The 1,033-nt window shown below is 51.4% G+C and carries 1 protein-coding gene; it reads right to left on the bottom strand.

Annotated elements, in window-relative coordinates:
- Positions 1-8: 8 nt before the first annotated feature.
- On the bottom strand, positions 9-1,033 hold a 1,025-nt coding region (locus EJP87_RS17090), incomplete at its 5' end, for a hypothetical protein (RefSeq protein ID WP_227657765.1).

Raw genomic sequence — 1,033 nt, 5'->3', positions numbered from 1 at the left:
CGGCCATTTTAAGACTTCCTGATCACGAACATCTCTGTCGATGATGTGTATGTTTTCATTGCCAGGTAATCCACACCAGCCTTGGTGATGGTGGACAAATGGTTCGCCACATTGCTGGGAATTTTCCAAATGTCGCAAAGCGATGAAAACTCCCCATACGGGGCTGGCATGTAGGTCGAATAGTTGGTCACGTACCCAGGATAAAACGGCACCAAAAATGTCCCTGTCCCGGACGGAATCTTCATGGCAATGCCAGACGGCGCACCGGAAAACATGAGATTCACACCAAATCCAGTTTGTGGCGACACCACCACTGACCCATCCATAGTCAGAACTCTTGGCGGGAAGAAAAGCGGATACACATATGACGACGAGTAGAAATGGATGAAGCCAAACGGCGGATAGCCTGCGGCCACGGTGTCGAAGGGCAGATCTCTTGTCCGTTCAACCACGCCTGTTGGCCCAGAACCGCTGCTCCATTGATTGGTATTGGAGGCAAATACGGCAAAGCGCACTGAGGCAAAAACATACATCGTGCCACCAGCGGTGGTGTCTATCTTCTGCCCATAGCTGGATTGGTCGGAGTAGTAGCAAAGGTTTGTACCGGTGTGTGCCGTGGCATCCCATGTCTCGTAGATCGTGGTTTTCAAGTACCCTGACGAGTTGAAATCCAGTACCATGTACTTGAACTTGGTGGCGTCGTCGGCAAGGGGTGCCTTGTAGCACTTTTTGTTGGTGCCAGCCAATGCATCGTGCAATACCCAACCTGCGGCCACGGCGGCGACAATCTCTGTCGTGCTCTTGGCGCAACTCGCGGACAGATTGTTGATGTTGGTCTCACCTGTGATGATCAGGTTGATGTCGTTCATGATGTTGGCCAGGGTTGCTCCTGCCACATAATCGTATTTGGCGTACATGTGCGACCTCTTGGACGTCAGCGCGTTAAAGGAACAGCGTTTCTGGCTATTTTGCGCAAGGGATTGATCAGTGCTTTTGGATTGTTGCTCAGGTAGTTTGTGAAGCTGTTGGCATC

Origin of the sequence: Candidatus Magnetaquicoccus inordinatus (genome assembly GCF_004217665.1) — a bacterium.
Lineage (GTDB): Bacteria > Pseudomonadota > Magnetococcia > Magnetococcales > Magnetaquicoccaceae > Magnetaquicoccus > Magnetaquicoccus inordinatus.
The sequence above is the reverse complement of the archived record's forward strand: the minus strand, read 5'-3'. Positions and strand labels throughout refer to the sequence as shown.